The organism is Azospirillum sp. TSH20 (assembly GCF_003115935.1).
GTDB lineage: Bacteria > Pseudomonadota > Alphaproteobacteria > Azospirillales > Azospirillaceae > Azospirillum.
In genome coordinates this window covers 19,032-28,728 of record NZ_LGQU01000148.1, presented here as the reverse complement: position 1 = coordinate 28,728, position 9,697 = coordinate 19,032, and the positions used below count along the sequence as shown (strand labels likewise).

General features: G+C 68.3%; 6 protein-coding genes and 1 pseudogene. All 7 read right to left on the bottom strand.

Annotated elements, in window-relative coordinates:
- Nucleotides 1–433 (bottom strand): annotated as a pseudogene (locus TSH20_RS31675) (hypothetical protein); the annotation flags it as partial.
- Nucleotides 430–1,836, bottom strand: a complete 1,407-nt coding sequence (locus TSH20_RS31670) for a glycosyltransferase family 4 protein (protein WP_247871585.1) — start codon at nucleotides 1,834–1,836, stop codon at nucleotides 430–432. The pseudogene TSH20_RS31675 and the gene TSH20_RS31670, both read right to left, overlap by 4 nt.
- Nucleotides 1,833–2,660, bottom strand: a complete 828-nt coding sequence (locus TSH20_RS31665; protein ID WP_109157198.1) for a class I SAM-dependent methyltransferase — start codon at nucleotides 2,658–2,660, stop codon at nucleotides 1,833–1,835. The genes TSH20_RS31670 and TSH20_RS31665 overlap by 4 nt, the downstream gene beginning before the upstream one ends.
- Entirely contained in the window at nucleotides 2,657–4,957 is a 2,301-nt protein-coding gene (locus tag TSH20_RS31660; RefSeq protein ID WP_109157197.1) for a glycosyltransferase, read from the bottom strand. Before TSH20_RS31660 ends, TSH20_RS31665 begins: the two co-directional genes overlap by 4 nt.
- Before the next feature lie 141 nt (nucleotides 4,958–5,098).
- Complete coding sequence (locus TSH20_RS36250) at nucleotides 5,099–5,917, bottom strand: calcium-binding protein (protein WP_109157196.1); 819 nt, start codon at nucleotides 5,915–5,917, stop codon at nucleotides 5,099–5,101.
- A 537-nt stretch (nucleotides 5,918–6,454) separates the two neighbouring features.
- A complete protein-coding gene (locus TSH20_RS31650; protein WP_109157195.1) occupies nucleotides 6,455–7,810 on the bottom strand; it encodes an HlyD family type I secretion periplasmic adaptor subunit in 1,356 nt (451 codons plus the stop codon).
- The gene (locus TSH20_RS31645) at nucleotides 7,807–9,531 is read right to left on the bottom strand and encodes a type I secretion system permease/ATPase (RefSeq protein WP_109157194.1); all 1,725 of its coding nucleotides are present in this window, start codon (nucleotides 9,529–9,531) and stop codon (nucleotides 7,807–7,809) included. Before TSH20_RS31645 ends, TSH20_RS31650 begins: the two co-directional genes overlap by 4 nt.
- Nucleotides 9,532–9,697 lie beyond the last annotated feature (166 nt).

Here is a 9,697-nt window from a genome sequence, read left to right as displayed (position 1 = left end):
GGCGGGTGCGGCGGTCGCCGTCCCCCGCCTCGCCCTCGCCCATCTCCGGGCCGGAGAGCAGGGTCACGGCGACGTCCAGCGCCACGCCGAGCGACTGCGGCTGCACCTCGCGCAATGCCGCGACCAGATGCGCCGGGTTGGTGCGGACGTTGGACAGGCGCGGCAGCAGCAGGTGCTTGCCGTGGGCATCCTCAATCTCGATGCGGGACGGGCGCATGTGGGACAGTCCGGTGACTCGGATGGCGCCCAGGAACCAGCGCTCCCCCGCCCCGTCGGTCCAGCAGCCGCCACGGAAACGCCCGTCGATCATGCCGTCCAGCATCACGACGCTGTCGGCCGGCAGGGGCTGGTCGATGGCGCCGAACAGCATCAGCGTGTCCTCGTCCAAGAGGACGGCGGCGGTGATGTCGGCCTTGGTGCTGCGGTCCTTCATCGGGTGCGATTCCCCTGGATAAGAGCGGCGGGTGCGAGACTGGCGGATGTTGGGGACAGAAGTTCGCCGTAAAGCGCGAGGTGGAGCGACGCGGCCTCCTCCGTCGGGCGGACGGCCGGGATGTTGGCCAACAGCCGTTCCCACAGTCCGGGTTCGGTCATCGCGCGGGTCATGACACGGGCGAGGTCGGCGGGGTCGTTGGGGCGGACATGCAGGCCGTCGACGCCGTCGCGCACAGCCTCCGCCATGCCGCCGATGCCGCTGACGATGACCGGGCGGCGGTGCTGGAAGGCCTCCTGGATCACAAGCGGCGCGTTCTCCCACCAGATCGATGGCATCACCACCCAGTCGGCGGCAGCCATCAGCGCCGGCATCTCCTGTGGCCGGTAGGGACCGTGGGCGGAGGCGAGGCCGCGCGTCGCCTCGAAGCCGTCGGCCACCCGCTGGCGGAACTCCGGCGCCTGATAGAGGCTGCCGCCATGGACGGCAAGCGACGGGGAAAGGCCCTGCCGCGCCATGCGGGCGACGGCGTCGAGCGCCACGGTGACGCCCTTGAACGGGTTCAAATTGCCGAAATAGGCGAAGGCGTCGCGCACCGCACCGGGGGCGAGGTCGCGCGCCGGGGCCGGCTCCACCGAGGGGCGGCTGTTCGCCATCACCTCGATCCGGGCGGGATCGAGGCCCCAGGCGACATAGCGGTCGCGCAGGAAGCGGCTGGGTGCCAGGAAGCGGTCGACAAGCCCGAACATCGCCTTGATGTGCTTCTCGCGCAGCAGGAACTGGTCGGCCGGCCGGTCGGGGAAGCAGCGGTGACAGGCATCCGGCGACGCCTTGCTGCAAAGCGCACGTGCTCCGCCTTCGCCGCGCGGCGGGGTGACCATCTGCCCGTCATTGGCGCAGATCGGATAATAATCGTGCAGCGTATAGACGATCTTCGCATCCGGGCAGACGCGGCGGATCAGGAACAGCATCTCCACGCCCAGCAGAAGCGTGTGATGCACATGCACGATGTCCGGCCGGAAGGCGCGCAGCAGGTTCGACAAGTCGGGGACCAGCCCGTGCAGATCGATCTGGCTTTGGTGGAAATGGTCGAAATGACCGGCCCACAGCAGCACCTCGTCGGCGCTGCGGCCCAGCGTCTGGAAGCCGGTGCCGGGACGCGGCGCGCGGTGGGTGTCGTTGGTGCAGGCCAGGAACAGGCACTCGGCCCCCGCCGCCTTCAGGCCGCCGAACAGCTCGTGCGCGAAGATCTCCGTGCCGCCGGGATGCAGGCTCGGGTGATTGTGCGCAATCAGCAGCACCCGCGGCGGCCGGGCGGCCACCAGCGGACGCGCCGGCTGGCGCGGGGCGGGACCGGCCGCCGTGTGGTTGGCCGGGACCAATGGAAGGCGGCGGCGGCTCATGGCGCGGTCCCCTTCTCCAGAACCAGCAGGTCCTGGAAATTCTCGGCTTCGCGCTGGCCGCTCCAATGGCCGCGCATCACGGCGCGGGCAGGACGCAGGCCATGGGCGGCGAAGCGGCCGAGCAGGAACTCCTCGTCATAGGCGACGGCGGCGTTGGGATGCTCGGGATCAGCCAGCAGCTCAACGCCCGGCGTATCGCGGAAAGGCGGGCGCGCAGTGCCCTTGGCGATGCCGGCGCGCGCGGTGGCGTCCGCCAGGAACAGGCTGAGGAAGCAGCGCCCGCCCGGCTTCAGCATCCGCGCGATCTCCGCCGCATAGCGCTCGGCGTCGGCCGTGCGCAGGTGGGTGATGACGGAGGTCAGGATGACGAAATCGTAAGCACCCGCCTTGAAGGGCAGCGTCGCCGTTTCCCCCTCGATCCGGCCGTCGGGATTGTAGAGGCCGTTGGCGACATCGAGATGGTGGAAGCGGAACTCCGGATAGGCCGGCGTGATGGTCGAGGCGCACCAGCGGATACCGTCCAGCACGATGTCGATGCCATCGTAGGACGAGTCCAGATACTGGGTCAGCGGCAGCGCCATGCGGCCGACGCCGCAGCCGATCTCCAGCACCTTGTGGTCGGGACGCAGGCCGCCCAGCCGCACGAAATGGCGCAGGAACTCCGCCCCGATGGCACGGAAATCGCCGTCGCCGATGAAATGCAGCTCGGGCGGCGGCACCGGCAGGAAGCGGTTGCGCGCGATCTGGGCGCAGAGCCATTCCAGCCGCGGATCGGTCTGGCGGCGCAGGACGGCAAGCTGCGTAGTCGGCAGAAGCGCGTTCATCGAGTCACCTGTGCTGTCTTGCGGGTGTGGCCAGCCTTGGAGGACCGCACCTCGTCGTCGGCGCACCAGTCGCGCGCCATCAGCTCGGCCATGCGGTCGGCCCAGCGGCGGCCATGGAGCCAGCGGTTGTATTCGGAGGCGACCCCGCGGGTGTAGCCCTGGTGCCGGCCGATGGAGCGGCGCTCCAGATGGTACAGCTCGACCGACGGGGCATAGCGGATGTCGAGACCCTGGCCGCGGATGCGCAGGCACAGGTCCGAATCCTCGAAGTCGCCGATGATGTAGTCTTCGCAGAAGCCGCCGGCTGCGGTGAAAGCGGCGCGCGTGGTCAGCAGGCAGGCGCCGGTAACGCCGGGCACCGAGCGCGGACGGCAGGCGGCGGCGAAGTCGCGCGGCAGGCCCTTGAAGTAGTGATGGTTGTACCAGGCGCCCTGCAGGTCGCGGTCGAAATAGAGGCCGGCATGTTGGAGACTGTCGTCGTCGAACAGCAGCTTCGGCCCGACGGCGCCGATGCCGGGACGCTCCTCCAGCGCCGCGATCAACTGCGGCAGCCAGCCGGCGCGGTCGGGCACCACGTCGGAGTTCAGGAACAGCAGGCGGTTGCCGCGGGCGACCGCGACGCCGGCGTTGTTGGCGGCGGAATAACCGTAATTGGCGCTCTGCACCAGCAGCAGCATCGGCAGGCCGTAGAGGCCGTGGAAGCCGCGCAGCAGATGCACCACCTCGTCGCGCTGCTCCGGGCTGTCGAGCACGAAGACCAGTTCGGCATTGGCCATCGCCGGGTCGGTGGCGAAGCAAGCGATCTGGAAGCGCAGGAATTCCAGCGTGCGGTAGAGCGGGATGATCACCGACACCGCGGGTTTGGACTTGCGCTCGCCATAGACGACCAGTTCCGGTTCGCCGCGGGTGGCGAGATGGGCGGCGTGCAGCGGGGCGACGGCCGGGCCGATGACGGCCTCCAGCAACTCCGGCGTGGCGAAGCGCGGCGGCAAGCTGCCCAGCACGGCGGCACGGGCGTCGGCATGGGCGCGCGGCCGCGGCGGCGGGACGAGGCGCAGGGCGCCGCCCGACGCCAGCCGAAGCTCCGCCGTTACCTGAAGCGCCTCCGCCGGTTCCGGATTGCCGGGCAGATGCAGGACGAAGCCGCTGCGGTCGATGACGCCAGCGCCCGTGATGCCGTAGAGCTTGGCCACATCCTCGCGCGGGAAGCGGTTGCGGAAGCGCTCCACACGGCGTTCGCCGCCGAAGGGAGTGCGCACCACCAACTCCGACGCCAGACCATGCGGATCATGCAGCCAGCCGGCGAGGAACAGCCCACCGTCCGAGGTGGGAACCGCGAGGTCGAGCGAGGCGCCGATCGGCCGCTTGGCGTCGGCGGCCTGCCGGCGCGGCAGCGGGGCCAGCGCCTGCAGCTCGCTGACCGCCGATGCGGCGGACGCATCGCTTCGGCCGCGTTGGGCAAGGCTGGTCAACAGATAATGGCGAAGGGTGGCCGGCGTGTCGGGACGGGCGTTCAGCCGGTCGGTCAGGGTCGGCAGGCCGACCGACTCCTCGGGGAAGCGGCGGCAGGCGACGCCGTTGGCGCCCAGCACCACCAGCAGGTTGCCCGGCGCGCACAGCCCACGGTCGATGAGCAGGTCGAAGGCGATGCGCCCCTTCCCCGCCGGATCGGCACCGATGCAGGCATCGAAGGGCGCCCGCGCCAGCCCGTTCGGCGACAGCACGACCAGACCGCTGATGGCGCCGAAGCGACCGGACAGCGCGCCGGCACATAGCAGAAGTCCACCGCCCGCCGTCGCGCGGACCGCCAGATCGGCCGGCTCCACTGCACGGTCCAGCACCAGCCGGCGGCACAATGCTGCGAAGGCCGCATCGCGGCGAAGGGTCGGAGTGGAGCAGGCAAAGTCGAACAGGAAGCGCAACACCCGCAGCCGGGCCGTACCGTCCAGACTGCCGAGCAGCCCGGTAGGGTCCAGATCGGCGGCGCCGGATTCGGTGCGAAGCTCGGCGATCACGCGGTTGTTGGCGATGAAATGGATGGGCATCCGCGGGTCACGCGGTGCCGGCAGGATCGACAAAACGCGCCGCCCGCCCCAGCCGGTCTCGACGGTCAGCGTGGTGAAGGGCGGACGCACCGGCTCGCCGTCGACGCTCGGCGTGATCGAACCGACAGGGTCGGTCGTGCCGTCCGCCTTCCCGTCCATCGTCCAGGAGACGAGGAGGAAGCGGCGGCCCAGCGCCAGACGTTGGGCGGGGGCGATCGACACCGAATTCGGCAGGACGGCGATGACGGTCATTGATTGGGATTCCGGCAGCGTCGATGGATTTGAAAGTCGTAAAGGCGAACTTCGGGCAAAGGGGGACCGGCGGCGGCTTTGACACCACCGGTCCGTCCTTCTCAGGCGTCGCTTAAGAAGCGTCGTCCGATGAGTGCCCGGTTAGTGGATGACGAAGAAGTCGTTCGGGTGGTTGTGGATGTCCGCAGCGGAGACACCCTTCAGCGTGATGCTGTCGCCATGGCCGAGGTCGATCACGGCGTCGCCATGCTGGTCGGTGACACGGGCGGCCAGATCGGCGGCGTCGGTCACCTTCAGACCATTGATGTTGCGGGAGATCTGCAGGACGTCCTCGCCGGCCTTGAAGTCCAGGACCACGTCCTGGCCACCACCGCCGGAGAAGATGAAGACATCGTGGCCGGCGCCGCCGGACAGGATGTCGTTGCCCTTGCCGCCGTCGAGGATGTCGTTGCCGTCGTCGCCGAACAGCACGTCGTTGCCATCGCCGCCGGACAGCACGTCGTTGCCGGTGCCGCCATGCAGGATGTCGTTGCCCTTGCCGCCGTCGAGGATGTCGTCGTGGCCGCCGCCGGACAGGATGTCGTCACCCTTGCCGCCGGTCAGAATGTCGTTGCCGTCCCCCCCGGACAGCACGTCATTGCCGTTGCCGCCATCCAGCACGTCACGACCGGCGCCACCGATCAGAACGTCGTCACCACTCCCCCCCAGGATGATGTCGTCGCCCGAACCGCCGTCGATGATGTCGTTGCCGTTACCCCCCAGCAGCACGTCCGCGGCGGTACCGCCATGGATCACGTCCGCCCCGTTCCCCCCGAACAGAGCGTCATGTCCATCACCGCCGAGCAGAGTGTCGCTCCCGTTGCCCCCCAGCACCAGGTCGTTCCCCTGCCCGCCAACCAGCAGATCGTCATGATTCGTGCCGACATGCACGTCGTAGCTGCCCCCAGGAACCGTAGCCATCGTAGGTGTCTCCTTGCGATGTGATTAGGATTGTTGGGCCTTCTTTCGGCCTCGCTCAAAAGGCTGAGCTCGCCTTTCGGTGTAACCAAATCTATCGGGGGGATAGTGTGATAAAACTCGGGCACATGGAAGAGAAAGTTGAGTCAAGACAACGGATTCTTGCAGTAGAACGCATTGTCGATATTTTCAAAAAGACAGTTAGTCTGATTTGCATCGAATTTCTAAGCAGTTTACGTTTTAAAAAATGCTGGTCTATCCCTCATTCTGATTCCAAAAAGGCCCCGGACCTGTGTCCGAGCCAACCAAGATCCATTTTCGTTAAAGGATGGTTTTCAAATCCGGTTGGTCCAAACAAAGCCACAGAAGCCAAGGACGCATTGTCGCCTGACGCGTCGTCCCATTCGCGGATGTGCAAAAGGGCCGGCGTGGGGGACGCCGGCCCTTCCACGGGGCCGCTTGGCAGGGGATGGACACCCAAGCAAGGACCCCAGCCCACACCGGCCCGAACGGGGAGGGCCGGGGGGATGGCGGTTCCGCTTACCGCTCGCGGAAGGCCCTCTGCAGGCCGTCGGTCAGCGGTGTCAGGAAATAATCGATGGCGCGGCGGGCGTGGCCGTGGATCATCACTTCGGCCGGCATGCCGGGATGCAGCTCGACATTCGGCAGGGCCTTCAGCTCCGCCGCATCCATGCTGATCCGCGCCGCGAAGTAATAGGCGCCGGTGCGCTCGTCCTCCAGCTGGTCGGCCGACAGCGAAACCACCTGCCCGGCGACCGGCGGCACGGCGCGCTGCCGATAGCCGGTCAGCTTCACCATGGCCTTGCTGCCGACCTCCACATTCTGAACGTCGTGCGGGGAGACGCGCGCCTCCACGATCATAGCGTCGTCCTGCGGCACGATATCGAGGATGCCGGCGCCGGTGGGGATCACGCCGCCTGGGGTGAAGAATTTCAGACCGGTCACCCGCCCGGCCTGCGGTGCGGTTATCGCTTGGCGCAGCAGCACGTCATCGGCGCTTCGCAGCCGTTCCGACAGGTCGGAGACGCTGGCCTGGGCCGCCTGCAGGTCGGTCGAGACCTCCGACCGGCGGGTGTTGCCGATGTTAATCATGGTCAGCTCGGCGGCGGCAATGGCCTGCTCCGCCTTGGACTTGTTCGCCATCAGCTCGCCCAGCCGGCCTTCGGAGTCGGCGACATTCCGCTGAAGCTCCAGCATCCGCGGCTTGCGCTCGTATCCCTTCGCCAGCAGGCCCTGCACCACCCGCAACTCGTCCTGGGTGTAGCGCAGACGGTCGGCAGTGGCGACGCGTTGGGCCTCCAGCGCCACGATCTCGTCGCGCAGCTGGGAGATTTGCTTGCGCTGGATTCCCAGCTGGGCCTCGTAGCTGTCATGGCGGGAGCGGAACAGCCGCTCCTCCACAGACATCGCCTCGGCCGCCACCGGATTGTCGCGGGCGGCCTTCACCAGTTCCTCGGCGAACAGAGGATTCGGCGCGTCAGACTGTTCGGCGCGCAGACGTCCCAACTTCGCCAGCGCGGTCCAATACTGTCCCTGCAACTGCGCGACCACGGCCTGGCTTTGCGTGGAGTCCATCCGCAGCAGCACTTGGCCGGCCTGCACCAGGTCGCCGTCCTTGACCAGCAGGTCGCGCAGGATTCCGCCCTCCAGATGGGAGACGGTCTTGCGGTGGCTTTCCACCATCACCGTGCCGGCGGCCAGTGCGGCGCTGTCCAGGCTGGCGGTGAAGCCCCAGGTCAGGAAGCCGCCGAATCCGACCAGTACGGCCAGCGCGCCCGCCAGCGCGGTGCCGCGCAGCGACGGTTCGACCGGCGCCATGTCGATGGTGGCGGTCCAGACGGGCTGGGACGACAGAAGGGGTGTATCGCCGGTCATCGCTGTTCTCCGCTGCGGACGAGGCGGGTCACGCCGGCGGGTACGCCGCCCGGCTGCACCAGTTTCAGGACGTCGCTGCGGGCGCCGAAATGCTCGACGGCGCCCTCCTTCATTACCACCAGCTTGTCGGCGATGGCGACGATGGAGGGGCGGTGGGCGATCATCACCACCGTCGTGCCGTCGGCCTTCACCTTGTGAACGGCGTTCAGCAACGCTTGCTCGCCCTCATGGTCGAGGTTGGAGTTGGGCTCGTCCAGCACCAGCAGGCGCGGACGGCCGAACAGGGCGCGGGCCAGTGCGATGCGTTGCCGCTGGCCGCCGGACAGGGAAAAGGCACTGTCGCCCACCGGCGTGTCGTAGCCGAAGGGCAAGCGGCCGATCATCTCGTGCACCCCCGCCAGCCGGGCGGCGCGGACGATCTCCGCCGGATCGGCGCTGGCCATGCGGGCGATGTTCTCGCCGATGGTGCCGTCCAGCAGGGCGACCGACTGCGGCACGTAGCCGACATATCTGCCGAAGCTCTCGCGCTCCCACAGATAGGTGCTGGTGCCGTCCAGATAGATGCCGCCGGCCGTCGGCTGCCAGACGCCGACCAGCAGGCGGGCCAGCGTCGATTTGCCGGCGCCCGACGGGCCGATGACGCCAAGCACCTCCCCCGCCTCGATCGCGAAGGAGACGTTGCGCAGCACCGGGCGGTTCAGCCCGGCCGGCACATGGCTGACGCGGTCGACGGTCAGAGCGCCAGTGGGTTGCGGCAGCGGCATGGTGGAACGGGCCGAAGCGCCGTTGTTCAGCAGGTCGCGGATGCGGCGGTGCGCCTCCAGCGCCTTTACCCATTGGCGCCAGCCGTCCACCAGCTGTTCGAAGGGATGCAGCAGCCGCCCGGTGATGAGGCCGGCCGCCATCATGCTGCCAGGGGTCACCAGATTGTCGATCACCAGCGTCGCACCGGCGGCGATCACGCCGACCTGAAGGATCATCCGAAGCGAGCGGGAGGACGCCGCCAGCCCGCGCGACAGGGTGGCGCCGCGGTCGATCATCCCGGCCGATCCGCTCTGCGCCGCCTGCCAGCGCCGGGCCAGGGCCGGCAGCATGCCCATCGCCTCGATGGCTTCGGCATGGCGGACGGTGCCGGCGATGTCGGCGAAGACGCGGGCCGAGGCCTCGTTCGCCTGGGCCATCGGCCGGCGGGTCAGCATGTCGGTCAGCACGCCCATCACCAGCAGCACCAGCGCCGAGATGATGGCGAGCACGCCATAGACCGGGTGAAGCAGGAACAGGATCGCCAAAAAGATCGGCGCCCAGGCCAGTTCCAGCGGGGCGGTCACGGCGCTGCTGGTCATGAAGCTGCGCAGGTCGTTCAGGTCGCGCATGGTCTGCGCCGCGTTGCGCGGCCCGCCCGACAGCGCGTCGACGATGGAGGCCTCCAGCGCCGGAACGTTGAAGCGGTGCGCGATCACGGCGCTGGTCACCAGGAAGGCGCGGGCGCGGATGAAGTCCAGCACGCCGTACAGCGCCAGCGCCCCCACCGCGATGATCGCCAGCATCGTCAGCGTTTCCAGGCTGCGGCTGCTCATCACCCGGTCGTAGACCTGCATGGTGAAAAGCGGCAGCACCAGCATCAGGACGTTCACGAACAGGCTGAGGACGCCGGCCAGCAACAGGCCCTGTCCGATCTTCCGGTAGGCTTGGGTCAGCAGGGGCCGATCCACGGAACTCATCTTCGATCCTTCCTGATGGAGGACTCGCCGGCTCGCGCGGCGCTTGAAATCGGGAAAACACAAAAAGCTGCCGGCGGCGACGACACGCGGGACAGGAAGCCGGCTGGGGGGATGCCGGATGCGGCCGGCCCGGGAACGGGAGGTCGCCTATGGATGGACAGATCCT

Excerpts from the sequence above, each read along its gene's own strand:
- TSH20_RS31650 (WP_109157195.1), bottom strand. The coding sequence starts at position 7,810 with ATGACCGGCGATACACCCCTTCTGTCGTCCCAGCCCGTCTGGACCGCC.
- TSH20_RS31665 (WP_109157198.1), bottom strand. The coding sequence starts at position 2,660 with ATGAACGCGCTTCTGCCGACTACGCAGCTTGCCGTCCTGCGCCGCCAG.
- TSH20_RS31660 (WP_109157197.1), bottom strand. The coding sequence starts at position 4,957 with ATGACCGTCATCGCCGTCCTGCCGAATTCGGTGTCGATCGCCCCCGCC.
- TSH20_RS31645 (WP_109157194.1), bottom strand. The coding sequence starts at position 9,531 with ATGAGTTCCGTGGATCGGCCCCTGCTGACCCAAGCCTACCGGAAGATC.
- TSH20_RS31670 (WP_247871585.1), bottom strand. The coding sequence starts at position 1,836 with ATGAGCCGCCGCCGCCTTCCATTGGTCCCGGCCAACCACACGGCGGCC.
- TSH20_RS36250 (WP_109157196.1), bottom strand. The coding sequence starts at position 5,917 with ATGGCTACGGTTCCTGGGGGCAGCTACGACGTGCATGTCGGCACGAAT.